Source organism: Streptomyces sp. AgN23, from assembly GCF_001598115.1.
Taxonomy (GTDB): domain Bacteria; phylum Actinomycetota; class Actinomycetes; order Streptomycetales; family Streptomycetaceae; genus Streptomyces; species Streptomyces antimycoticus.
In genome coordinates, this window is record NZ_CP007153.1 from 2,570,397 (window position 1) to 2,594,158 (window position 23,762).

Sequence of the window (23,762 nt, forward strand, 5' to 3'; positions counted from 1 at the left end):
TCCCCGCCCTGTTCGATGGCGTCCTCGCGGACGCGCGGATCCCAGTCGTTCTCAGCGGCATCCAGATGCCGAGAATGAACTCGCTCATCGAACGGTGGGTACAGACCTGCAGACCTGAGCTCCTGGACCGGACCTTGATCTGGAACCAGCGCCACCTCCTGCACGCCCTGCACAAGTACGGACAGTACAACGCCCACCGACCCCACCAGGGCATCGCCAACGCCCGACCGCTGCACCCACTGCCCACACCGATCAACGATCCGGACAAGTTGAGCCGCCTGGACATACGCCGCCACGACCACCTCGGCGGCATCCTCCACGAATACCAACATGCAGCATGACCTGCACGGATGAAGTATTCGGCAGGGGCACGGTCCGCCAGATGACCGACGGTGACGCCCAAGACCAGCGCGACCTTACCGGCCATGCCGGGCCCGAGCCGCCACCTGCCCTGCCGGGGGAAGCGGGGCCCGGCAAGCCTGTGGCACGCCACTCGCATGATCAAAGAGCGTCGCCACGGCCGTCCGCCGATCAGCCGATGGGCTCGGCCACGATGAGCTGGAACCGCTCGAAGGACAGCTTCACGGTGTTGTGCTGAGCAGTGGCAGTTCCGAGTGACTTGCCGGTGAACGGGTCGGTCAGGCGGTACCGCGTGCGGCCCAGACCGCGCAGCTCAACCGTCCCGTCCCACTGGTCGGCGTAAAAGGCGTAGTGGAGGGTCCGCTTCGTGGCCACGACATGCGCCTCGGGCTTGTCGAAGCCGATGTCGTACAGCTCACCGCGGTACTCGCCGGTGGGCAGCATGTTCTTCTCGTACAGGGACACCCACTTGCGCCAGAGGACCTCCTTCTCCGGGGTGAGGTCGGTCGCCTTGTCCGGGGCTCCGGTGCCGGGGAGGGTGAACTTGGTCGACAGGACGGCTCCGACCCCGTAGGAGGACGCGAAGTCGTCGCCGTTGTCACTCAGTTCGACGTGGTCGCCGGCGTAGCTGCTGCCCGCGCCCATCAGCGCCTTCATCGACTTGCCCTTGCTCCGGACCTGGTAGGAGGACTCCGGGTCCGAGCTGGGGTACTGGTCGACGTAGGGCAGGTTGTGGAAGGCGAAGGCGGTGCCGCAGGGGCAGAGTTCGACAAGGGCGTCGGGGTTCGCCGCGTGCACGGCTTCGTGGATCGCCTTCCAGAACCGCGCCACGCCCTCGGTGGATTCCTCGGGGCGGGCGTGCCGGTGCTTCGGGTTGTAGCAGGGTGCGACGCTGTTGAGGTGCTGGCCGTCGATCTTGAGCCCCTCGTAGCCCCAGTCGCCGATGAACCTCTTCGCCTGCTCGACGAAGTAGTCCACCGTCGGCTGGTAGGCCGGGCAGAGCGTGTAGGCGTCCCACCAGGTGACGTCCTGCTTGTTGCCGTCGCGGTCCAGCAACAGCATGTCGGAGCGGTCCCGGATCAGGTTGCTGTCGGGGTCCGCCGCCAGCGGGGCCCACCACAGGCGCGGTCGCAGGCCGGCGTCCCGTATCTCCTTGGTGAAGGCCCGCATGTCCGCTTCGCCGCGCGAGAACTTCGCCGTGTTGATGTCCCAGTCGCCCTCGTTGGTCTGCCAGCCGTCATCGAGCACGACCCAGCGCAGGCCGACCTCGTGCGCCTTCGGCAGCGTTCCGGTGACCTGCTCGACGGTGAAGTCGCGCTCGTAGCCCCAGGCACACCAGATGGGCTCGAAGGCCGAGGCGGGGACCTTGGGAGCGCGCTGGCCGATGTCGCTCATGTAGTCGCGGTACCGCTGGAGCGGCACGAAGTGGTCGCCCGGGAGGGCCGTCAGGAACGTGGTGTCGGTGCTGAGCCGACGGCCCGGCTTCAGGGTGCGGGCGGTGTCGTCCTGGATGGCGATGCTCGCTCCGGCGTCCGTCTTGCGGACCGGCATGCGCAGGATCGTCGCCACGGGCTCGACGTGTCCGACGGAAAGGCCCGCGCCCCGGCGCCAGACGGTCGCCAGCGGGGTGCCGCCGCCGTAGTCGGAGGAGTCCATCCCCAGCGAGTTCTCCTGGACGTAGCCGTCCTTCACCGGCATCACCCAGTCGCGGCGGTCCGTGTACGTGGTGCCGGAGAAGGTGTAGAAGCCGCCGGGGGTCTCCAGGAGTTCGTGGGCTCCGTTGCGCCACCCGGTGACCTTCAGTGCGATGGAGGACCTGTTGGTGTAGGTCACCTTCATCACGATCATGCCGGTAAGACGCTCGAAGGAGGTCAGCTCGACCGTCTTGTGCACGCCTTCCTTGGACGTGCCCTCGATCGTCACCCGGACGCCCGCGCCGTGGCGGGGGTGCCGGGTGTCGCGGGTCCGGTGTCCGCGGTAGGCGAACGCCTCGATGGCCTTGTCGCCCACCAGCAGGGCTTCGCCGGCGTCGAAGCGGGTGAGGTCGACGCCCTTAAGCGCGACCCGGCTTCGCAGTTGGTCGTCGAACTCCAGGGTGATGGAGGTGTCGCCGACTCCTACGAGGTCAGGATCCGAGTTCGGTGCGGCGGCCGCGGGTGAGGCGCCCATGGCCACGGCGGGGATGGCGGCCAGGCCGGCACCCCCCAGCGCGACCTTCAGCACGCTTCGCCGGTTCATGTCCGTCATGTCGAACTCTCTTTCGGTCGTGCGTGCCCGACTGGGGCAGCTGCCTTCTGTCCGTCGTGGTGGATCGTTCAGAGTCGAGCCGCGTGCTCGCGACGAGGCGACCGTCCGTAAGGCTGGTCGATGCCTGGTCTGCTACTGGTTTTCGCAGTGGGTCGGGTGGAGTCGGGGGACGGCGTGGCGTCCGAACGGGCACCCCGGTGCGAGGTCGCCTCCGGCGGCAGTGCGCGGCCATCCTCGGTGAGCTGCGACAACGCTGCCTCGATCACCGGAGGGCGCCCGGGGCACGGCGAAACGGAAGGTCGCTCACGGGCGACTTCTTCATCATCGGGTGGCCTGCTTCGAGAACGTAAGTGGTATTCGAGTGGCATGTCAAGGGGTGGGCCTCCTGGACGAGGGTTCGCGCCGTCGATCGAATTGGTATGTTTCTGGTATGACGGATGCGAGAACGCCGATGCCCAGAGGCCTGTTCGGGGACGATGCCCTCCCGTTGTACGAGCGCACGGCCACGCAGTTGCTCGAGGACCTGCGCGCCGCTGCCGCCCGCCCCGGTGACCGGCTGCCCTCCGAGCGGGCTCTGGTCGAGCGGTACGCCGTGTCGCGCGTGACGCTGCGAGCGGCCCTCGCGCAATTGGAGGCACGGGGCATCGTGCGGCCGTCGTCGTCGCGCGGGTGGTTCGTCGCCGAGCTCGGTCTGCTCCCCGAGGCGACGATGACGTCCGGCTCGGCGGCCCCGCAGGTCCAGGGGTTCGCCGACTATGCCCAGGCCAACGGCTTGACGACGGCCAGCAAGGTGCTCTCCGCCACCGTCCGCCCGGCCACGGTGTCCGAGGCCGAGCAGCTCCGGATCGCTCCGGGCGCCGACCTCTTCGACCTCCACCGACTGCGCTTCCTCGACGGTCTACTGGTCGTGCTCGAGCACAACCGGCTCCCTTTGGCGGCCTGCCCGGCCCTGGCCGAAACCGACTTCAACACGGCCTCGCTCTACGCCACCCTGCGCGCCGCCGACCCGCCGCAGTTGCCCCGCGTCGCCGACTATTCGGTCGAGGCCCGCCACCCGACGCCACGGGAGATCGAGCTGTTCGAGATCGGGGAGACCATGCCGATGCTCGTCGCGACCCAGCTGACGTCGAACCAGGAATCACGCCCGATCGAACTGACCGTCCAGGTCTACCGGGGGGACCGCTACCGGTTCCGGGCCTCCATCACCAATCAGGGCTGATTGATCACCGCAGGTCACGGAGGCTCTCCTCCTTCACCACGTACCAGCTACGGGGCGGACGTGATATCCGGTACCGAATACCAGATGCATACCAGAATAAGACTATTGACGGCCATCAATGAGGCCAGTACTGTCCCCACTGGGCTCCGGGCCAACGTGGCGAAAGGGCTCAAAATGCACGTTGAGTAAGGGGTTGGCAATGCAGAGCCCATTGAGCGAGGTGGTCCGGCGTCAGAAGGCCGGACAGCCGCAGGGCATCACCTCGGTGTGTTCGGCTCATCCGCTGGTCATCGAGGCAGCCGTGGTGCAAGCACGGGAGAGCGGCGGTCATGTACTGGTGGAGGCGACCTCGAACCAGGTTGACCAGTACGGCGGTTACACGGGCATGCGGCCTGCGGACTTCTGCGACCTCGTGTACCGCATCGCCGCCGAAAGTGGTCTGCCACTGGACCGCGTGATTCTCGGCGGCGACCACCTGGGACCGAACCGGTGGCAGTCCCTGACGCCCGACGAGGCGATGGAGCGGGCCGACGCCCTGGTCGCGGCCTACGTGGCGGCGGACTTCACCAAGATCCACCTGGACTGCAGCTTCGCGTGCGCCGGTGACCCCGTACCGCTGACCGACGACGTGGTCGCCGAACGCGCCGCGCGGCTGATCCGGGTGGCCGAGGAGACGGCCGGCCCCGAGCGGGCCGAGCGGATCCGGTACGTGATCGGTACCGAGGTGCCCACGCCCGGCGGCGCGCACGAGACGCTCGGCGCTCTCGTCCCGACCACGCCCGAGGCGGCGCGCACTACTCTGGAGCAGCACCGCAAGGCGTTCGCCCGGCACGGCATCGACGAGGTCTGGCCGCGTGTCATGGCCCTCGTCGTCCAGCCGGCCGTCGAGTTCGACCACCTTCAGGTCGTCGACTATCGGCGGGAGCTGACCGAGGAGCTGCGCAAGGTCCTCGACGACGAGCCCACCATGGTCTACGAGGCCCACTCGACCGACTACCAGACCGCCGAGGCGCTCACCGCGCTGGTCGAGGACCACTGGGCGGTCCTCAAGGTGGGCCCCGGGCTGACCTTCGCCCTGCGCGAGGCGCTGTTCGCCCTCGCCGCGATCGAGGACGAACTGGTGCCGGCCGCCGAGCGGTCACGGCTTGCCGAGGTCGTCGAGGGGCGGATGCTCGCGGAGCCGACCACATGGGAGGGCTACTACCCGGGCGGCGCCGCCGAGCAGCGCCTCGCACGCCGCTACAGCTACAGCGACCGGATGCGTTACTACTGGCCCGACCCTGAGATCGAAAAGGCCCAGGCCCGGCTGATGGACAACCTTTCGGCCGTGGACATCCCCCTGCCGCTGCTCAGCGCACATCTTCCGCTCCAGTACGCCCGTGTCCGCCACGGCGAGCTCGCCGCCCGGCCGCGCGACCTGGCCGTGGACCACGTCCGCGATGTTCTGCGCGACTACGACCGCGCCTCCCGCCCGAACCAGAAGGAGTACGTGTGACCACGCCCTCCGGCACGCTGTCCTTGGACGACGGCGCTGTCCACACCGTCCGCGAGATCGCCCAGCAGCCCGCGCTGTGGCGCGAGGTCGACCGGATCGTCTCGGCCTCCCGGGACTCGCTGGACCCCTTCCTGCGTCCGCTCGTCGCCCGCGGCGATCTGCGCGTGGTGCTCACCGGTGCCGGCACCTCCGCGTTCGCCGGCCAGGTGCTCCAGCCCGCCCTGGCCCGGCGTCTGGGACGGCGCGTCGACGCGGTTGCCACCACGGACCTCGTCGCCGACCCCCGCGGCTGTCTCGCCGAGGACGTTCCCACGCTGCTGGTCTCCTTCGCACGGTCGGGCGACAGCCCGGAGTCCGTGGCCGCCACCGCCCTGGCCGACCAGGTCCTCTCCGAGGTGCACCACCTCGTGATCACCTGCAACGAGCAGGGCCGCCTGGCGCGCGAACACGCGGAGCTGCCTGAGTCCCACGTGCTGTTGATGCCGCCCGGGTCCAACGACCGCGGCTTCGCCATGACGTCGAGCTTCACGTGCATGACACTCGCGGCACTGCTCGCCCTGGGCGGCAGCGCCTACGACGGCGTCGCCGAACGCCTGGCCCGGGCAGCCGAGTCGATCACCGACAGCAGCGCTGTCGACCGCACCGTCGGCGCCCTCCTGGAGAGCGCGCCCGAGCGGATCGTCTTCCTCGGCAGCGGCCCGCTGAAGGGCCTCGCCGAGGAGTCGGCGCTGAAGGTGCTCGAGCTCACCGGTGGGACGCTCATGGCCGTCGCGGAATCCTCGCTGGGATTCCGGCACGGTCCCAAGGCGGTGCTCAACGACCGTTCGGTCGCGGTGGTGTACATGTCGAACGACCCGTACACCCGCAAGTACGACCAGGACATCTATGCGGAGCTGCGCGGAAATCTGCCCGCCGGCAGCGTCGTCACGGTCTCCGCGGACTCCGGTGCGGGAACGGAGGGCACAGGCACCGACGCCTGGCCGCTTCCGGGCCTCGATGGCGTCGAGGATGTCGCCCTGGCGCTGTCCGCCGTGGTGTACGCCCAGCTCATCGCCCTGCGTGCCTCTCTGGCCCGGTGCCTGCGGCCCGACAACCCGTTCCCCTCGGGTGAGGTCAACCGCGTGGTGCAGGGCGTGACCTTGCACTCCTTGCACAACTGATCAAAGGCATCGACGGCGCGGTTCGAGGGCGCCGGACGGAGGTACAACGATGTTCCTAGGTGTCGACGGTGGCGGTACGAAAACCGCATTCTGCATGGTCGACCGGTCCGGACAAGTCGTGGCGCGAGCGCAGGCGGCAAGTTCGTACTACTTCTCCCACGGCATCGAGCTTGTCGAGGGTGTGCTGAAGGAAGGCGTCGAAGCTGTCTGCGCGGCGGCCGGGCTGACCCCTGCCGACATCGAGTACGCCTTTTTCGGGCTGCCCGGTTACGGGGAGGCGACCCGCGATCTGCCCGTCCTGAACGCGACCCCGCGAGCGGTGCTCGGGCACGACCGCTACGCCTGCGACAACGACATGGTCTGCGGCTGGGCCGGTTCACTGGGCGCGGTCGACGGCATCAACGTCATCAGCGGCACCGGTTCGATGACCTACGGCGAGCGGCTGGGCCGGGGCGTGCGCGTCGGTGGCTGGAGCGAGATGTTCGGCGACGAGGGGTCGGCGCACTGGATCGCGGTCCGGGGCCTCAACGCCTTCTCACGGATGGGCGACGGACGGCTCCCCGAGGGCCCCCTGGCCGAGGTGTTCCGGCGCCACCTGGATCTCGCGTCCGACCTCGACGTGATCGACGTCGTCCACAACCAGTGGCAGGGCGACCGGAGCCGGATCGCCGCGCTCAGCCGCTCCGTGGCCGAGGCGGCCGCTCTGGGCGACGAGGCCGCCACGGAGATCCTCACCGACGCCGGCCGGGAACTCGCCCTGCTCGTCGAAGTCACCCGCGAGCGGCTGGAGTTCGGCCCGGACGAGACCGTACCGGTCTCCTACTCCGGCGGCACCTTCGGCGCCCACACGGTTCTGGAGGCGTTCGCCACCGGACTGAAGAATCGTTTTACCAACTATGAGCTGCGACACCCTCTCTACGAGCCTGTCGTAGGCGCCGCCCTGTACGCGGCGAAAATCGCCGGAACCCCGCTCGACCAGCCCGCGCTCGACGCGCTGCGCATGGCCTCCGGGATCTCTGCCTCAGGAGGGGAAGACCGATGAACAGAGGCACGAAGAGCTGGATCCTGTACGCGTCGCTGCTGGTCCTGTTCTGGGGTGTGTGGGGCGCCTTCTCCAGCGAGCCGAACAGCAGGTACGGCTACCCCAACGAGATGATCTACATCATCTGGGCCTTCACGATGCTCATACCCGCGTACTTCGCGATGCGCGGCAACACGTTCGACCGCCGGCCGATCGCCGCCGTGTACGGACTGATCGCGGGACTGACCGGCGCAGGCGGCCAACTCCTGCTGTTCCACGCGCTCGCCAACGGCCCGGCGTACCTGATCTTCCCCCTGGTGTCGCTCTCCCCGGTGGTCACCGTCCTCATGGCGATGGCGCTACTGCGGGAGCGGATCAACCGGCTCGCCCTAGTGGGTGTCGTCGCGGCGCTGGCGGCGATCGTGCTGCTCAGCATTCCCAGCGGCAAGGACGACTCGAACTCGCACGGCCCGTGGCTGCTGATGGCCATCCTGATCTGTGTTGCCTGGGGCGTGCAGGCGTTCTGCATGCGCAAAGCCGCGGTGGTCGGGGTCAACGACGCGACGACCTTCGGCTGGATGACCATCAGCGGACTGCTGCTGGTCCCGGTGGCGTTCGTGATGATGGGCGAATTCCCGTCCGACGCTCCGTGGCAGGCGCCGGCACTCACCGCGGTGACGCAGGTCCTCAACGCGGTCGGCGCGTTGTTCCTGGTCATGGCGTTCAGCCGGGGCAAGGCCACGGTCGTCGCCCCCATCACCAACGCGCTGGCCCCGGTGCTGACCATCGTGCTGTCCCTGGCTGTCTACCGGACGCTCCCGAACGTGTGGGGCGCCCTCGGTATCGTGCTGGCCCTCGCAGGCTCGACCCTGATGGTCTACAGCGACGAGAAGAGCGGCGAGAACTCCGTGGCCCCGGGCGCGGCGGACGACGGCGCGGACGTGAGTCCGGCCCCGCAGAAGTCCTGATCGCCCACATATCCGTACCGGCCGAACCACGTAGCAATACGGGCCGACACCGGCCCGTACTCACCGAACCGACATGAAAGCGAGGGGACACTTTTATGCCCCTGGTTCCCACGCGCGAACTCGTCTCGAAGGCCGCCGCCGCAGGCCGGGCCGTCGCGGCGTTCAACGTGATCACGCTGGAGCACGCCGAGGCGATCACCGCCGGCGCGGCCGCCGCGGGCGCCCCGGGGGTGATCCTGCAGATCAGCGAGAACGCCGTACGGTTCCACGGCGGCCGGGTCGAGCCCATCGCGCGGGCCGCGGCCGAGGTCGGCAAGGCCTGTGACGTCGACGTCGCACTGCACATGGACCACGTGACGGACATGCGGCTGCTGCGCACGGCGGCCGACGCGGGGTTCTCCTCCGCAATGTTCGACGCCGGGGCGCAGCCGTACGCCGAGAACCTCGCCGCCACCCGCGCCGCGGCCCAGTGGGCCCACGGCGCGGGCCTGTGGCTGGAGGCCGAACTCGGCTATGTGGGCGGCAAGCCCGACGCTCCCGCGAGCGCCCACGCCGCCGGGGTGCGCACCGACCCGCAGGAGGCGGCGCGCTATGTCGCAGACACCGGCGTGGACGCCCTGGCCGTCGCCGTCGGCAGCAGCCACGCGATGACCGAACGCTCCGCGACCCTGGACCACGCGCTCATCGAACGCCTGCGGGAGGCCGTGCCCGTACCTCTGGTGCTGCACGGTTCGTCGGGCGTCGGCGACGACGATCTGCGACAAGCCGTCCAGGCGGGCATCGTGAAGATCAACATCGGTACCGCTCTCAACGTCGCGTTCACCGGCGCGGTCCGCGAAGCGCTGGGGGCCCGGCCCGACCTGACCGACCCCCGCCCCTACGTCGCCCAGGGCCGGGAGACGATGGCGGAGACGGTCCGGGTCCTTCTCGGTGTGGTGAGTGGCTGAGCAGGCCCGAAGCTTTCCCGCACCTGATGTCGCCTGGTCGGTGACGGGTTCCGTGCGTCGTGGGCACCTGAAGGGTGTCAATATTCCGATCAGGCTGCTGAGCTGGGTGTTTCCTGCTGACGGTGAGGCGGCTGGGGTGGCGTCGGGTGGTACTCGTTGAGCAGTCCGCCGAGTATCTGGCGGCGCCTGACCGTGGTTGCAGACAGGGGGATGACGTTCGGGTCATCGTCTGGGGCACGTAGGTCCAGGCTGCGGTGGGCTCGTCCGGCGTTGCAGTGCTCGGCGTACTGGTCGAGGACCGTACGCAGGTGTCGTTCACCGGTGATGAGGAGTCGGTCGGTGCACTCGGCGCGGGCTGTGCGTATCCATCGTTCCGCGTAGGCGTTGGACCGTGGGCTTCGTGGCGGAGTCGGGATGACGGCTGTGCCGTTGCCGGCGAATACGGCGTCGAAAGGGGCGGTGAACTTGCTGTCCCGGTCACGGACGAGGAACCGGAAGCGCCCGGCTCTGTCCTCGAGGTGCATGAGCAGGTTGCGGGCGAGTTGGGTGACCCATACGCCGGTCGGGTGGGCGGTGACGCCCAGGACATGGACGCGCCTGAAGGGTGTCAATATTCCGATCAGGCTGCTGAGCTGGGCTTTCCCTGCGGATGATGAGGCAACCGGGGTGACGTGGTGCGGTACTCGTTGAGCAGACCGCCGAGTACCTGGCGGCGCCTGACCATGGCAGCCGGAAGAGGAATGACGTTCGGGTCGTCGTCAGGGGCACGCAGACCGAGGCTGCGGTGAGCCCGCCCCGAGTTGTCATGCTCGGCGTACTGGTTGAGGACAGTACGCAGGTGCCGTTCACCGGTGATCAGGAGTCGATAGAGACGCTTGAGGAAGACGGTCTCCACGTGCATGAAATCGCAGGCGAGCAGCGTGTGGGCCTGGGAGCGCAGGAAGGAGCGCCAGGTCTGCTGGGAGGCTCGCTGCGGTGCGGGCGGTAGGCCAGAACGGCGCAGGACGCGCCGGACCGTAGCGGCGGCAACCCGATGACCGAGCCGGCGCAGCTCGCCTTGGATCCTGACGTACCCCCAAGGTCGGGTTCTCTCTTGCCAGGCGCTGGATGAGCGCAACTGTCTCTTCGGGCAATGGTGGCCAACCGGGTCCGACCGCCGTCTGGCGCCACTTCCAACGCACCAGACGACGGTGCCAGGTCAGCAGCGTGCCTGGAGTGACCAGCCGATGGCGGCGTAATGCGGGTGGCAGGTGCCGTGCGAGGGCGGAGAGCACGGCACGATCAGCCCACGAGAGCCGCGGGCGCTCGATCTGCCGGCGCAGCACAGCGACCTCATGGCGGAGCACGAGGATCTCAGCGTTGTTCGCGGCGGTCGACCGACTCAGCAAGAGCAAGCAGCCCAGGAGCCGGCAGAAGATCAGGTAGAGCAGTCGCAGACCCACTATCACTGCTCATGCCCACACGCAGACGACCGCAAAACCCCAGGTCAACCACCGTACGGCAATAAAGTCACCCTTCACGGGTCGTGGCCTGGGAGACCTCCGCCCGCGCGGACGCGAACCTGGTCCTCACTTCGCTGGAGTATGCCCTGGCCAGCCGAGAAGTCGTCCCCGGCGAACTCGTTCACCACGCCGACCACGGCTGTCAATACACGTCCGTGAAGCTCACAACACGCCTGGTCAGGACCGGTATCCAGGCGTCCATGGGCTCGGTCGGCGACTCCTTCGACAATGCCCTGGCGGAGAACCTGTGGATGGTCATCAAGACCGAATGCATCCGCGGCCGCGTCTTCGCCACCAGAGCCGAAGCGAACCTCGCGCTCTTCGAGTACATCGACGGCTTCTACAACCCCCGCCGCATCCAGAAACGGCTCGGCTACCTCAGCCCGATCGAGTACGAGGAGAAGCACTACGCCGACCAGGCAGAGACCAAACCAGTGAACCTGAAACCACGCCAACCCACTCTGACCAGCTAGTCAGCCACTCCCGCACTGCGGGGGAACCTCGGCGCTTCCTGGAACAAGGCCTGGACGGCTTGTCCGATGAGTCGCGGCCCGGTGTTCCGCGGAAGATCACTGATGCCGATGTCGAGCGGGTGATCGTCAAGACGCTGGAAGAGACCCCGAAGAACGCAACCCACTGGTCCACCAGGTCGATGGCCGCGGCCACGGGAATGTCGCAGTCGGCCATCTCGCGGATCTGGCGGGCGTTCGCCCTGGCCCCGCACCGCACGCAGACGTTCAAGCTGTCCACGGACCCACTGTTCATCGACAAGGTCCACGACGTGCTCGGGCTCTACCTCGACCCGCCGGAGAAGGCCCTGGTCCTGTGCGTGGATGAGAAATCGCAGATCCAGGCGCTGGACCGCTCCCAGCCGGTCCTGCCGATGATGCCCGGCGTTCCCGAGCGCCGCAGCCACGACTACGTCCGGGCCGGCACCACCACCTTGTTCGCCGCTTTGGAAGTGGCGACCGGGAAGGTCATCGGCTCCCTGCACCGCCGGCACCGGGCGGTGGAGTTCAAGAAGTTCCTGGCCAGGCTCGACAAGGAGATTCCGACGGGTCTGGGCGTGCATCTAATCCTGGACAACTATGCGACCCACAAGACGCCCGAGGTCAAGAAGTGGCTGCTGGCGCACCCGCGCTTCCACCTGCGCTTCACACCCACGAGTTCATCCTGGCTAAACCTGGTCGAGCGGTGGTTCGCCGAACTTATGCAGAAGAAGCTCAAGTGCGGCGTCCACCGCTCCGTCCAGGCTCTCGAACGCGACATCCGAGCATGGCTGGCCGACTGGAACAAGCAGCCGCGACCGTTCGTCTGGACGAAGACAGCCGACGAGATCCTCGACAAAGTCGCCGCCTACTGCCACCGAATCTCTGACTCACGTCACTAGGTTCCGCCATCCCGTTGCATGCGGTCGATACGGGCCCCGGGCTGCAACTTCCGTTCACGTTCGATGACACGGGACACGCGACGACTGTGACTGAGTCCTTGAGATGGCCCGTGAGCGGTTGAGTTGGCCCGGGTGAGCGTCGTGGTTGGCCCGAAGGGTAACGGTCAGCGCTCTCACCTGCGGGGCTTCGGGCGGTTGAACTGTTGGTGGCCTTGAAACCCTCATCTGGGCTGATCTTGATTGGTGGGCTGGGCGGCTATGTCCGCCATCTCGGCGGTGATGGCCCAGCGCTCGTGGTCTCGCCACTCGCCGTTGATGAACTGGAAGGCGGCCGAGTAGCCCTCGCGCTGGAAACCCAGGCGTGTGACGAGGTTCAGCGAGGTGATGTTGTCCGGCTGAATGTTCGCCTCCAGTCGGTGCAGTCCGAGCTCGACGAAGGCGTGCCGGATGACGAGCCAGAGCCCTTCGGTCATGTAGCCGCGGCCGGTCGTGGAGGCGTAGGCGGTGTAGCCCAGAGTCCCGCTCTGGAGGGAGCCCCGGGCAATGTTGTTGATGTTGACACCGCCTACGATTGCGGCGGTGTCGCGGAGGCAGACCACGAAGCCCTCTTGGGTGGGCTGCTCGAACCGCTTGAGGTAGCCCTCGAACGCCTCCACCGTGCTCTCGCGGGCGCCTAGTGTCCTGCGCCAGTAGTTGATCGTTAGTTACTGCATGACTTCTTCTGCTGCTGGTGCTTCGGTCCCTCGTCGGGGCCCGAAGCTTGAACCGTTGCTGCTCTCCGACGAGGAGAGGGCGGTGTTGCAACGGTGGTCGCGTCGGGCAACGTCGGCTCAGGCGCTGGCCCTGCGGGCGCGGATCGTGCTGGCGTGTGCGGGCCCGGAGGTGCCGCCGATCGTGGTGGTCGCCCGCGAGTTGCGGGTGGCCGCCGACACGGTCCGCAAGTGGCGGCGGCGGTTCCTGGCCGAGCGACTGGACGGCCTGACCGACGAGCCCCGGCCGGGGCGACCGCCCACCATCGGTGTCGAGCAGGTGGAGGCGGTCGTGGTCGCCACGCTGGAGGAGATCCCGAAGAACGCTACGCACTGGTCGCGGAAGTCGATGGCCGAGCACAGCGGTCTGTCCAAGTCCACCGTCGGCCGGATCTGGCGGAAGTTCCAGCTCAAGCCACACCTGACGGACACCTTCAAGCTGTCCACGGACCCGTTCTTCGTGGAGAAGGTCTACGACGTGGTCGGGCTGTACTTCAACCCGCCCGAGGGCGCGGTTGTCCTCTCGGTGGACGAGAAGTCCCAGATCCAGGCACTGGACCGGTCCCAGCCGGTACTGCCGATAATGCCCGGCATGCCCGAGCGGCGCACCCACGACTACGTCCGTAACGGCCTGACCACGCTGTTCGCCGCCTTCGATGTCGCCACCGGCGAGGTCATCAGCTCCCTGCACCGGAGGCACCGGGCGACGGAGTTCAAGAAGTTCCTGGTCAAGATCGACAAGGAGGTGCCCGCGCACCTCCAGATCCACCTCATCTGCGACAACTACGGCACCCACAAGACACCCGCGATCAGGACGTGGCTGTCCAAGCACCCACGCTTCCACATGCACTTCACCCCGACCGGATCCTCCTGGATCAACCAGGTCGAGCGGTGGTTCGGCTTCCTGGCAGACCAGAAGATCCGCCGCGGCGCACACAAGAGCGTCCAGACCCTCGAAGCCGACATCCGCGCCTGGGTCAAGGACTGGAACGCAGACCCCAAGCCGTTCATCTGGACCAAGACCGCCGAGGAGATCCTCGAATCCCTCGCCCAATTCTGCCGACGGATCTCCGGCGCAGGACACTAGTGCTCTGACCGCATAGGTTCGCCGGGGGGCGGTTGGATGTGGGGTGACGTCCGATCCGACCGCTGGAGGCGCGGTGGCCGAGCCTGTCCGTGTGCGCAGACTGACCGACCAGGAAGGGCAGCGGCTGCAGCAGATCGTGCGCCGGGGCAGCACGAGTTCGGTGCGCTACCGGCGTGCGATGATGCTGCTGGCCTCGGCCGACGGGAACCGGGTGCCAGTGATCGCGCAGCTGGTGCAGGCCGACGAGGACACCGTCCGGGACGTGATCCACCGGTTCAACGAGATCGGTCTTGCCTGCCTGGACCCTCGATGGGCAGGAGGCCGTCCCCGCCAACTCAGCCCTGATGACGAGGACTTCGTCGTTCAGATGGCCACCACCCGCCCCACCAAGCTCGGCCAGCCTTTCACCCGCTGGTCACTGCGCAAACTCGTCGCCTACCTGCGGAAAGTCCACGGCCGGGTGATCCGCATCGGCCGCGAGACGTTACGCGTCCTGCTCGCCCGCCGCGGTGTCACCTTCCAGCGCACCAAGACCTGGAAGGAGTCCCCCGACCCGGAACGCGAGGCGAAGCTGGACCGGATCGAGGAGGTATTCGACCGCTTCCCGAACCGGGCGTTCGCCTTCGACGAGTTCGGCCCGCTCGGCATCCGGCCCACCGCAGGATCCGGCTGGGCCACGCGGAAGCATCCCGACCGGGTGCCGGCCACCTACCACCGCACCCACGGGGTGCGCTACTTCCACGGATGCCACTCGGTCGGCGACGACCGTCTGTGGGGCGTCAACCACCGCAGGAAAGGTGCCGCGAACACGCTGGCCGCGCTGAAATCGATCCGCGCCGCCCGCCCGGACGGCGCACCGATCTACGTCATCCTCGACAACCTGTCCGCCCACAAGGGCACCGACATCCGCGGCTGGGCGAAGAAGAACAAGGTCGAGTTGTGCTTCACCCCGACCTACGCCTCTTGGGCCAACCCGATCGAAGCCCACTTCGGACCACTGAGGCAGTTCACCATCGCCAACTCCCACCACCCCAACCACACCGTGCAGACCCGGGCGTTGCACGCCTACCTGCGCTGGCGCAACGCCAACACCCGCCACCCCGACGTCCTGGCCGCCGAACGTAAAGAACGCGCCCGCATCCGCAGCGAGAAAGGCATCCGCTGGGGCGGACGCTCCCTCGTCGCTGCGGCCTGAACAACCCGGCGAACCTATGCGGTCAGAGCACCAGAGGTCCACTCGGTGGTGAAGGTCCTCGGTCGGTGTTCCCGCACTTCCCGGGACCGTTCCATAAACGATCGCGCACGGAGTGTGATGTCACGATCACCGTACAGCACCGATCACGCGACCCACCACCTCGCGCAGCAATCCTGCAGCAACCCCGCCTCCACGAACGGCACTTCGGGCGCCAGCGCCGACTTCTGCTTCAACGGCCAGGTCAACGCGCGCACCCTCGCGACGCATACGGCGTCGAAGTGGACGCCGACCTGACGGAGGCCGCGACCGGCGGCCGAAATCCTGCCCAGGAAGCCCCTCCGATTGCCGTTGACAACCACCCGCGCCCCCCTCCATCATCATTCCACTAATCAAGTAGTGAAATGGTGGTGGTAGTCATGGAGTTCCGCATCGACAGGCGGAACGGAGTCCCCGCCTTCCAGCAGATCGTGCAGCAGACCAAGCAGGCTCTGCGGCTGGGCGTACTGGTGCCGGGCGACCGGCTGCCGACCGCCAAGGACGTCGCCGAGGTCAGCGCGGTCAACCCGAACACCACCCTCAAGGCGTACCGCGAGCTGGAGCGTGAGGGCCTGGTCGAACCGCGACCCGGCAAGGGCACGTTCGTACGCCGCACGCTGGCCCGCCCCTCGGCAAGCACCGACTCACCGCTGTACGGGGAGTTGGTGGCGTGGGTGTCCCGGGCGGCCGAGGCGGGGCTGGAGCAGGAGGACGTGGCCGCGCTGGTCGCGTCGGCCATGGAGAAGCAGTACGCCGCCGGTACGGAGACGGCGGCCACGACAACTAGGAGCACTGGTGAGTAACGGTATGTACGCGGGGGACTCGGCGCTTGAGGCGCACGGCCTGGGGATGCGCTACCGGCGGGGATGGGCACTGAAGGACTGTTCCTTCCGGCTCCCGGCGGGACGGATCTGCGGGCTGGTCGGTCCCAACGGGGCGGGCAAGACCACGCTGCTGAGCATCATGGCCCACGTACTGGAACCGACGGAGGGCACGCTCAGTGTGTTCGGCGCGGCACCGGGCTCGGTGGACTCGGGGCGCACCTCGTTCCTCACCCAGGAGAAGCCCCTGTTCCGCGGGTTCAGCGTGGCGGAGACCCTGAGGCTGGGGCAGGAACTGAACCCGGGCTGGGACCAGCGCACCGCCGAGGACATCGTCCGCGCGGGCGATGTGCCCTTCGACGCGAAAATCGGCACCCTCTCCGGCGGCCAGCGTACCCGCGTCGCCCTCGCCCTCGCCCTCGGCAAGCGGCCCGACCTGCTGCTGCTCGACGAGCCGATGTCGGACCTCGACCCGGTCGCGCGTAAAGAACTGACAGGCACCCTCCTCGCCGAGGCTGCCGAGCACGGCACCACCGTCCTGATGTCCACCCACGTCCTGGCCGAACTGGAGAACGTGTGCGACTACCTCGTCGTCCTCTCCGGCGGCGGAGTACGCCTCGCCGGTGACGTGGACGAGCTGCTGTCCGTACACACCATGGTCACCGGCGCCAAGGAGGGCGAGGGCCTGCCCGCCTCCCTCGCACACCACCCCCTCGTCGAGTCCCGGATCAGCGGACGGCAGTTCACCGCCCTGATCCGCCCCGATGGCCCGGTCGCCGGCCCCTGGGAGACGGACAGCCCGAACATGGAAGAACTCCTGCTCGCCTATCTCCGCTCACCCGACGCACCACCTCTGATCACCCCCACCGCCCAGGCCCAGGACCAGGCGTACAACACCCGGACGGTGGCAGCATGAGCTCTCTCACCAGCACCTCGACGACGACCAAGTCAGAGGCCCCGGGCAGCACGGGCACCGGCCGACTCCCCCAGCTCCGCCAGCTCCTCAAGGGCATGACCTGGCTGGTCTGGCGCCAGCACCGGGCCGTGTTCTGGACCGTCCTCGGCGCCTCCGCGCTCGCCGTGGCGTTCATCGTCTTCCAGCGCTCCCAGCTGCATACCGCTGGGTACGGCCCCACGTCCACGGGACTCCGGCTGATGCCGATCCTGCTCGGCGTCTTCCTCGGTGCCCCGCTGTTCACCGGCGACCTGGAGAACGGCACGGCCAAGCTGGTCGTCACCCAGTCCATGAGCCGGACCCGCTGGCTGACCACGAAACTGGCCCTGACCGCGCTGGTGGTCGTGGTGAGCACGGTCGCGCTGTCGGTCGCGTTCGGGTGGTGGTGGACCCTCTACGACGAGTCCACGGCCTGGGAGTGGACCTCCGGACCCACCTTCAACAACACGGGACCCATGCCCGTCGCCCTCGCCCTCTTCTCCGTCTTCGGCGGGGTGGCGATCGGCGTGGTGCTGCGCCGCACGCTGGTGGCCATGGTGGTCACCCTCGGTTTCACCGTCATCGTCCAGATTGTCTGGTCCCACTTCCTGGCCCACTTCCTGCTGTCGCTCGCCAACGTCGTCACGATCACGACGAACAAGGGCGTCACGTTCGAAAACGTGATGCCGCCGTTGCCCACAGGCGCGCACCAGGTGAACTGGTCGAATCCCCCGTACATCACCAGCGACGGGAAACTCCTCGGCTGGGGCACCTGTGGGGACGCGCAGACGGAACAGGCGTATGAGCTTTGCATGAAGAAGGCCGATGTCGTGGGCTGGTCGGTCGACTACCTGCCGATCTCCCAGATGAACGGCATGCAGTGGTTCGGCGCGTCGATCCTGCTGGCCCTGACGGCCGCCGTCACGGTGTTCCTCTTCTTCTGGGGCCGTAAGCGCCTCGCCTGAGACCCGCCCCCGGTCTGTGCGGGAGCTCGGACGGCTCGGGCGTATCGAGAGGTCACCGTGTGGTCGGCTCGCACCACCAGCACCAACGAGTCGTCAAGGCAAAGGGCGTTGACGCTCGACGGCGCCGGGCATCGCCGCTCTGCACGGAGGCATCGTGGCCAGGTAGAGCACAGGCGTTCGCCCGGCGCCCACGAGCGGCAACGCCTCGCCTTACGGTGGTGGCCGCGAGGACGCCGAACGCCACCGCTCTGTTGTGAGACGTCGAGGCCAGGGCCTCTTGAGGCGTCCGTCCGACAGCCCACGCGACCACCACCATGAACATCGGGGCCCACACCGCTCTCAGTGGAGGCCTCAACGGCCAGGGTCCAGAAAGGCGTCGCAGCCCTCAGTCTGGCGCGAGTGTGGTCCCCGCTACTGGAGCTGTTAACAAGGAATTAGGGTCCAGGCAGGCCAGGCCGATCTCGTTGAACCGGTGGATCACATCCCGGACGGTGTCCTCGCCGGCCTGCACCAGCTGGGCAATCACCGGCACCCGGTTGCCGCCCGCCGAGGCAAGCAGCAGCATCGCCCGCCGGTAGCGCACCGAACTCGTGCTGCCCCGGCGCACGATCTGCTGCAGCTTCTGCCCCTCCTGGTCGGTCAGCGCACACGGACAGGCTCGGCCACCGCACCTCCAGCGGTCGGAACGGACATCACCACACATCCAACCGCCACGACCACCGACCCGGCGAACCTATACGGTCACAGCACTAGACGTGACGGACACCACATACCCGAACCCCGGAAACTTTGACGGATATCAGCCACGCCAGGGCCGTAAAGGGAAGATGTCACCGACTTGCGAGGAGCCCGCAGCCCATGACCTCCCATGCCACCCCGGACCTCAGGGCCGACGAGCCATCAGGGGACAGCAAATTGGCCATGGCCATGGCTCAACTATGGGCGGATGCGGAGAGGGCGGCACCGCCCCCCGTACCGGGAGTACGTGTGATGCTGAGGGTCACTGATGCTGTCAGGGGCTCAGCCATCATCGACGTTCACGCCGACGGCACCGTCGCAGCGCGCAGCGGAGCCCCATACTCCACACATGCGTTGCGCCACTGGGCCCGGGCGACCAACTCCGATCTCCAAATCGTCACCTACAACGTCGACAACCCCACCCCGGCATACGGGCACCCTGCGGCGCTATTAGGGAGTCGCGTCACGGGTGCTGTTGCGGGCGTGCCTCACACGATGGCGGCCCTCGGCCTCCGCCGGGTGCTGTTGTCCGGCGACCGCGCCGTCTCGACCAAGGACGACTTGGTGGACTCCTTCGCCACAACAGTGCTCGGTCGACGCGGCGCACGGTGGCGAGAAGCCGTTTCGACCGCGCTCCTGAGTGACTGGGCCGACCCCTTCTTCGGCGGCGAAACCCTTGGGCCGGCAGCCTTGGATCGGCTCAAGGCGGAGGCCGAAAGGGTGCACTGCCAGTTACTGCCACTTTGGCGTCGCCGTACGCGCGGCTCGGGCCTGCTGCTGCTCGACACCCCTCTGGGCGACGGCCTTTGTCTCTACGATCTGTTGGCCAGCCGCCCCGGCCAACAGACGTTGACCGGCACAGAGCCAGACGACGCCCGGCTCGCCACCCTGCTTCGAGCACTGCGCCCGGACGAAAGGGCGGTCGCCCTCGGCTGGGCCCACCCCGGGGTCACCACCTGGGCTGAAGCCGCCTGGCTCGCCGGGGCCACCGACCCGGCCACTACCGGCGAGCGGGTACGCCGCAAGGTTCAGCGCCTCGCTGCCGAGCAGCAACGGCGCCGCGCCCAACAGCAAACAGCCCAGCGCACGACGAGGCCAGCGTGACAGCGCCCGCCCTCGCTCCGGCTATCGGTAAGGCAAACGATCCAGGCCCACGACTCGCTTCCCAGGCTGTGAAGACCCGGCCAGTTCCGTCGCAACCTCGATCTCGCCACGGGCCAGGGCCCTGATCAGCCCTGGCCGCAGGGCGCACTGGAGGAACATCTGACGCCGGCGGTGTCCACAGATGTTCCTCCATCGGCTTGCCGGAGCCGAGCTGGATACGGCCGGGCGGGATGGAGCGGCCCCTACGGGTGAACCGGCCTGGACCGCCGATGCGAACGTCTACAGCCACTGCCCCCAAGGTCCTATTTTCAGCCATTTCTGTTGCCGGGTGCGCGCCCAGCGGCGATGTTTGTCCGGCTCACCTCCGCCTGCGCGGAGAGCACGGCGGTGGGGATGGCGGGTGTGCGTCCGGTCTTGGCTCACCTCCGCCTGGGCGGAGGTGAGCCCGGTGGACCATCGGCAGAGCCTGCTTTACCCCCGGCTCTGCGCGCGAGCTGAGGCGGCCACCATCACGCTCATCGGCTTGCGGCGCTCGGGCAGGTTGTTCCAGTCGGAATTGATGCATGCGCGCCAAGTCGGTGCTGGGAACACTGTGTCGACTGGGCTCGTTCGTCTGGCGGTTGGGCCGTCGTAGACGAGGAGAGCGATACCGGACTCGGGATTCCCGCCTAGGCAAGCGCGTGGCCGAGGAGCCAGCTGGTATCGCGGAGATTGCCACATCCACTCCGTGTACTCGGACGGCGAGCTCACTCCTGAGCAACTGGCAGCCGACGCTCGCACACAGCTTCATGTACCCCTACCAAGGCCTCGATGCAGTCGAGGTATGGAACGGGCTGTGGACGTCGGACCGGCCGTGGAACGCCAACAACGAGGCCACCGTCGCCGAGTGGGGCCGAGGACTGGCGGAGGGAATACACGCAGGGCGCTGGCATCCGGCCATGGGCAACAGCGACACCCACCTCAAGGGGCAGATCGGCATCCCGCACACTGTCGTGTTCGCCGGGGATCTGAGCACGCCGGCCGTCCTCGCAGGAATCCGTGTGGGCCGCAGTTGGATCGCCGAATCGGCTGCCGTTGATCTGTCGCTCACGGCCGTCGCCGCCGGCCACAACGCGGGGATCGGCGAACGCCTGGCAACCCATGGGGAACCCGTTATGGTGCGCGCGCACATACGCGGTGTCCCATCGGGAACAGTCAGCTTTCACACCGACCGGGGCAAAGTCCACCGCGAATCGCTGCCAGACTCCGGCGTGGGTACCGCCGAGTGGCACACGACCTCGGAGGACTCGGCGTTTGTCCGGATCGAGGTACGCCATCCGCATGGCCATATGGCCGCTCTCACCAACCCGATCGTGCTGACTTGACCTTCAGATTGCTCCGACGATCGTCCTCTCTGCGCAGGCGGAGTTAATGGCGGGTCGGCGTCAGCAACGATGACGTACTCGGCGACGCCGAGCACACCGTCCTGGCCGAGCGGCATGCGTCGCTGCTGGGACCACTTCACCGAGGCGGTGCTGCCCGACACCATCCCCCACGTCTCGTTGATCTGAACTGTGGCCGCGATGATCGCCCCGAAGACCTCCCCGGCAGGGACAAGCCGGCCAGCAGTGCGTCGACTTCTTCGGACAGCTCACAAGGCCAGCCTTCCGGCTCCTGGTCGTGCGACTCACTCAACGGGCAGCCCGGCCGCCTGGCGGCGCGCGATGGCTGCCGCGACACTCTTCGTGGGCAGGGTGCCGTTCAGCGCGGCCTCGCTGACCCGGCCGCAGGCCGGGTCAGTGTCCAGCATCGCCTCGCACCACCAGCGGCGCAGGACCCCCTCGGCGTCCTCCGGCGCGGCCGCCAGGAGCTCGCGGTAGAACTCCATCCGCCGCTCGCCCTCGATCGAGGCCGCGATGCCCTCGGCGTTCCGCGGCACCCGGTCCGGCTCCGCGTGCGGGTGAATCGACTGTGCACTCATGCTGCCCCTTCCCTCCGCCCCTGAGTCTGCCGCGCCCCGGACCATCCCGTCGACCGGACCGGCGTTGCGACCGAGTGGAGCCGGGGACGGGAACGACTTTCGCCTTCTTCGTCTGCCGCTTGTTCCACTCCCCGCGGTGGAGCTGGCATCGCGAGTAGCCGACCATTGCCAGCCGCGTGCAGCTCAGCGGTTGGACCAAGGCCTTCACCGATCCCCGGCTTTGCGCGGCCGTCATCGACCGGCTCACCTTCGGCGGCAGCCTGATCCAGACCGGCACCGACTCCTACCGCCTCGCCCTCACCCAAGCCAGGGCCGCCGCTCAGGGCACTACGGCAGGCTGACCCGCATGCTCTGCCCTACTGGTGGAGTCCCAGCGACGGACTACCGACGGTTGGCGGGGAGGCTCTTGATCATCACGCCGTTGACCAGGATGACGAGACAGCCGCAGCCGCCGACGCAGTATTCGACCTCACCTTGAGGCCGCTCCGGTACCGTTTTTGGACGCACCACCCGCGAGTCGGCTACGAGTCCCCTTCGGAAATCTCGAACCCACGGCCTTTTGCCATCTCCCCCAGCCGCTTCACCACGGCACGGCAGTCCGAGACCGCCCGGTGGTCTCCTCCGTACAGCGGCTGCCAGGCGTAATTGCCCCAGTACTCGGACCAGTCCCCGTACCAGTCCGATTCCGTGGCAAGTCCAAGGCGTGTTGCCCGCTACCTGTGCTGGCCCTCCCCAAGGCGCCGGTCACCAAAGCCTGAGCTGGCCCCGGGGACCGCCGGGGGCCGTCTGCTCACTGATCCGTGGTGCTCAGCCGGCCGGTTCTGTCATCGCGTGTGGCCGTACCGCCGGTTCGAGCAGCGACAACGTCCGCTCCTCTGCATCGAGGGCGGCGCGGATTCCGACGGGCATTGGCAGATTCGGGCCGGCGTGTCCGACCTCGACATTGCCCAGGACCGGGATGTCGCGGTCGCCGAGGACATCGAGGACGATCTCGGCCAGGGTCGGGGAGCCGTCGGGCGAGTCGAGCCCGTCGATCGCCTCCGGAACACCTACGACCATGCCGGAGATCCGATCGAGAATGCCGCTGTGCCGCAGTATCTGCAGGTAGTTCCACACGTACGATGCCTGGCCGCCCAGCTCCTCCCAGAACAGCACCGCGCCGTCGAAGCATTCGAGCGGCAGCGCGAAAGGCGTTGCCTGCGCCAGCACGATGCGGTTGATGACCCCGCCGATCAGCGGACCTTCGGCATGCCCGGCACGCCAGCATTCCCACGACGGGCCGGCGGGCACCGCACCGATCGGCTCCGTGCCGGTCAGCAGCGTCGAGTAGAGCTCTGCCAGTTCCTCCCTGCGGGCCGCGGACGCTCTCTGCCAGTGCCCGCCGAGACCGGGCGTGGCCAGGTCGGTGTGGAATCCGACCAGACCCGTGCGTGCGTAGAGCACCAGGTGCAGCAGTGAGATGTCGCTGTAGCCGAGGATCGGCTTGGGGTCGGCCCGGATCGCGTCGAAGTCAATCAGGTCGAGGTAACCAAACACCGTATGGCCACCGTCGTGCGCGACGATCGCGCGCACCTCGGGATCACGCAGCAGACCGTTGAACTCCTTGGCGATCTCGTCCGGCCGCGCCGCGCTCCACCAGCGGCGCCGTCCGGCTTCGAGGAGCGGCGCGAGGCGAACCCGGAATCCCATCCGTTCGATCTCGGCCGCCGCCCGTTCGAGATCGGGTGCGTATTGGGCATGGAGCGGCCCGGACAGCGCCGCGACGACGACAAGTTCCCCGGGCACGAGGGCGCGAGGGCGCAGCAGTTGAGGCAGTGCGGAATCGATCACCGCCGCAGTCTTCCCACATGCCCAACAACACGCC

The 23,762-nt window shown here is 67.9% G+C and carries 20 protein-coding genes and 5 pseudogenes; 18 read left to right on the forward strand and 7 right to left on the reverse strand.

Annotation, left to right across the window (positions count from 1 at the left end; genetic code table 11):
- Nucleotides 1-74 precede the first annotated feature (74 nt).
- On the forward strand, nt 75-341 hold the full coding sequence (locus AS97_RS11195; protein ID WP_247204332.1) for a transposase: 267 nt from the start codon (nt 75-77) through the stop codon (nt 339-341).
- 190 nt (nt 342-531) lie between these two features.
- Here the strand turns inward: AS97_RS11195 and AS97_RS11200 are convergent, their stop codons facing one another.
- Nucleotides 532-2,607, reverse strand: coding sequence for a glycoside hydrolase family 36 protein (locus tag AS97_RS11200; RefSeq protein ID WP_210564833.1), 2,076 nt, complete (start codon nt 2,605-2,607; stop codon nt 532-534).
- Between the two features lie 430 nt (nt 2,608-3,037).
- Between AS97_RS11200 and AS97_RS11205 the strand changes: the two genes are divergently transcribed.
- From AS97_RS11205 to AS97_RS11230, 6 genes are all read left to right on the forward strand, one after another.
- On the forward strand, nt 3,038-3,826 hold the full coding sequence (locus tag AS97_RS11205; RefSeq protein ID WP_247204333.1) for a GntR family transcriptional regulator: 789 nt from the start codon (nt 3,038-3,040) through the stop codon (nt 3,824-3,826).
- A gap of 199 nt (nt 3,827-4,025) precedes the next feature.
- Nucleotides 4,026-5,321 (forward strand): D-tagatose-bisphosphate aldolase, class II, non-catalytic subunit, encoded by a 1,296-nt coding sequence (locus AS97_RS11210; RefSeq protein WP_210564834.1) that lies wholly within the window; start codon nt 4,026-4,028, stop codon nt 5,319-5,321.
- Complete coding sequence (locus AS97_RS11215; RefSeq protein WP_210564835.1) at nt 5,318-6,481, forward strand: SIS domain-containing protein; 1,164 nt, start codon at nt 5,318-5,320, stop codon at nt 6,479-6,481. The genes AS97_RS11210 and AS97_RS11215 overlap by 4 nt, the downstream gene beginning before the upstream one ends.
- A 49-nt stretch (nt 6,482-6,530) precedes the next feature.
- Entirely contained in the window at nt 6,531-7,523 is a 993-nt protein-coding gene (locus AS97_RS11220; protein ID WP_059149132.1) for a BadF/BadG/BcrA/BcrD ATPase family protein, read from the forward strand.
- Nucleotides 7,520-8,470 carry a DMT family transporter gene (locus AS97_RS11225; protein WP_059149133.1) on the forward strand — a complete coding sequence of 317 codons (951 nt, stop codon included), beginning with the start codon at nt 7,520-7,522 and terminating at the stop codon, nt 8,468-8,470. Before AS97_RS11220 ends, AS97_RS11225 begins: the two co-directional genes overlap by 4 nt.
- Nucleotides 8,471-8,565: 95 nt before the next feature.
- Nucleotides 8,566-9,417 (forward strand): ketose-bisphosphate aldolase, encoded by an 852-nt coding sequence (locus tag AS97_RS11230; protein WP_059149134.1) that lies wholly within the window; start codon nt 8,566-8,568, stop codon nt 9,415-9,417.
- Nucleotides 9,418-9,506: 89 nt separating this feature from the next.
- Here AS97_RS11230 and AS97_RS11235 read toward each other — a convergent pair whose 3' ends face one another.
- The gene (locus AS97_RS11235; protein WP_247204334.1) at nt 9,507-10,028 is read right to left on the reverse strand and encodes an integrase core domain-containing protein; all 522 of its coding nucleotides are present in this window, start codon (nt 10,026-10,028) and stop codon (nt 9,507-9,509) included.
- An 8-nt stretch (nt 10,029-10,036) separates the two neighbouring features.
- A pseudogene (locus AS97_RS11240) lies at nt 10,037-10,859 on the reverse strand (IS3 family transposase).
- 83 nt (nt 10,860-10,942) lie between these two features.
- Between AS97_RS11240 and AS97_RS11245 the strand changes: the two are divergent.
- Together AS97_RS11245 and AS97_RS11250 are read left to right on the forward strand one after the other, a co-directional pair.
- Nucleotides 10,943-11,392 (forward strand): IS3 family transposase, encoded by a 450-nt coding sequence (locus AS97_RS11245; protein ID WP_210564836.1) that lies wholly within the window; start codon nt 10,943-10,945, stop codon nt 11,390-11,392.
- A gap of 29 nt (nt 11,393-11,421) precedes the next feature.
- A pseudogene (locus tag AS97_RS11250) lies at nt 11,422-12,309 on the forward strand (IS630 family transposase); the annotation flags it as partial.
- Between the two features lie 221 nt (nt 12,310-12,530).
- Here the strand turns inward: AS97_RS11250 and AS97_RS11255 are convergent.
- Nucleotides 12,531-12,986: pseudogene (locus AS97_RS11255) on the reverse strand (GNAT family N-acetyltransferase); the annotation flags it as partial.
- A 34-nt stretch (nt 12,987-13,020) separates the two neighbouring features.
- Between AS97_RS11255 and AS97_RS11260 the strand changes: the two are divergent.
- The 6 genes from AS97_RS11260 to AS97_RS11285 all read left to right on the forward strand — a co-directional run bounded on the left by AS97_RS11260 (nt 13,021) and on the right by AS97_RS11285 (nt 18,096).
- Entirely contained in the window at nt 13,021-14,145 is a 1,125-nt protein-coding gene (locus AS97_RS11260; protein ID WP_086710425.1) for an IS630 family transposase, read from the forward strand.
- Nucleotides 14,146-14,218: 73 nt separating this feature from the next.
- Nucleotides 14,219-15,340, forward strand: coding sequence for an IS630 family transposase (locus tag AS97_RS11265; RefSeq protein ID WP_349017590.1), 1,122 nt, complete (start codon nt 14,219-14,221; stop codon nt 15,338-15,340).
- A 117-nt stretch (nt 15,341-15,457) separates the two neighbouring features.
- Nucleotides 15,458-15,634 (forward strand): hypothetical protein, encoded by a 177-nt coding sequence (locus tag AS97_RS11270; RefSeq protein ID WP_156107730.1) that lies wholly within the window; start codon nt 15,458-15,460, stop codon nt 15,632-15,634.
- Nucleotides 15,635-15,756: 122 nt separating this feature from the next.
- The gene (locus tag AS97_RS11275) at nt 15,757-16,179 is read left to right on the forward strand and encodes a GntR family transcriptional regulator (RefSeq protein ID WP_236670251.1); all 423 of its coding nucleotides are present in this window, start codon (nt 15,757-15,759) and stop codon (nt 16,177-16,179) included.
- A 4-nt stretch (nt 16,180-16,183) separates the two neighbouring features.
- Nucleotides 16,184-17,113, forward strand: coding sequence for an ABC transporter ATP-binding protein (locus AS97_RS11280; protein WP_210567192.1), 930 nt, complete (start codon nt 16,184-16,186; stop codon nt 17,111-17,113).
- Nucleotides 17,110-18,096 (forward strand): ABC transporter permease subunit, encoded by a 987-nt coding sequence (locus tag AS97_RS11285; RefSeq protein WP_086710853.1) that lies wholly within the window; start codon nt 17,110-17,112, stop codon nt 18,094-18,096. Before AS97_RS11280 ends, AS97_RS11285 begins: the two co-directional genes overlap by 4 nt.
- Nucleotides 18,097-18,532: 436 nt before the next feature.
- Here AS97_RS11285 and AS97_RS11290 read toward each other — a convergent pair.
- Nucleotides 18,533-18,762, reverse strand: a pseudogene (locus AS97_RS11290) (helix-turn-helix domain-containing protein); the annotation flags it as partial.
- Between the two features lie 324 nt (nt 18,763-19,086).
- Between AS97_RS11290 and AS97_RS11295 the strand changes: the two are divergent.
- Nucleotides 19,087-19,938, forward strand: coding sequence for a hypothetical protein (locus AS97_RS11295; RefSeq protein ID WP_210564838.1), 852 nt, complete (start codon nt 19,087-19,089; stop codon nt 19,936-19,938).
- 788 nt (nt 19,939-20,726) lie between these two features.
- Nucleotides 20,727-21,302: a CehA/McbA family metallohydrolase gene (locus AS97_RS11300; protein WP_247204797.1), complete on the forward strand. Its 576-nt coding sequence runs from the start codon at nt 20,727-20,729 to the stop codon at nt 21,300-21,302.
- A gap of 302 nt (nt 21,303-21,604) precedes the next feature.
- Here AS97_RS11300 and AS97_RS11305 read toward each other — a convergent pair whose 3' ends face one another.
- Entirely contained in the window at nt 21,605-21,898 is a 294-nt protein-coding gene (locus AS97_RS11305; protein WP_210564839.1) for a hypothetical protein, read from the reverse strand.
- Between the two features lie 188 nt (nt 21,899-22,086).
- Between AS97_RS11305 and AS97_RS11310 the strand changes: the two are divergent.
- Nucleotides 22,087-22,239 (forward strand): annotated as a pseudogene (locus AS97_RS11310) (AAA family ATPase); the annotation flags it as partial.
- 466 nt (nt 22,240-22,705) lie between these two features.
- On the opposite strand, the gene AS97_RS11315 reads toward AS97_RS11310, so the two are convergent.
- Nucleotides 22,706-23,728, reverse strand: coding sequence for an LD-carboxypeptidase (locus AS97_RS11315; protein WP_079059964.1), 1,023 nt, complete (start codon nt 23,726-23,728; stop codon nt 22,706-22,708).
- Nucleotides 23,729-23,762: the final 34 nt, after the last annotated feature.